Here is a 257-nt window from a genome sequence, read left to right on the forward strand (position 1 = left end):
GTGATGGAGAGCATGCTGGGCGAGATGGGCATTCGCAGCCATCTCAACCGCGATCCTGGCATTTCCACCATCGTCAAGCTGCGCGTGATCGGCCGCCAGCAGCAGCTGGTGCGCATCGATTTTGAAGAAGCGCCTACCGATACGGTGTTGCGCGACAAGCTCACGCAATTCAATTCACTGGTGGCCGATTACGATGTGATCATCTTTTCCGATTACGCCAAGGGCGGCCTGGTCAACGTGGCCGAGATGATCGCGAC

Annotated in this window: 1 pseudogene; it reads left to right on the plus strand. The window is 57.6% G+C overall.

Features of this window, described 5'->3' with window-relative positions:
* Positions 1-257: pseudogene (locus ACZ3HH_RS30640) on the plus strand (bifunctional heptose 7-phosphate kinase/heptose 1-phosphate adenyltransferase); the annotation flags it as partial.

Source organism: Pseudomonas sp. PME37.24/025 (assembly GCF_055556615.1).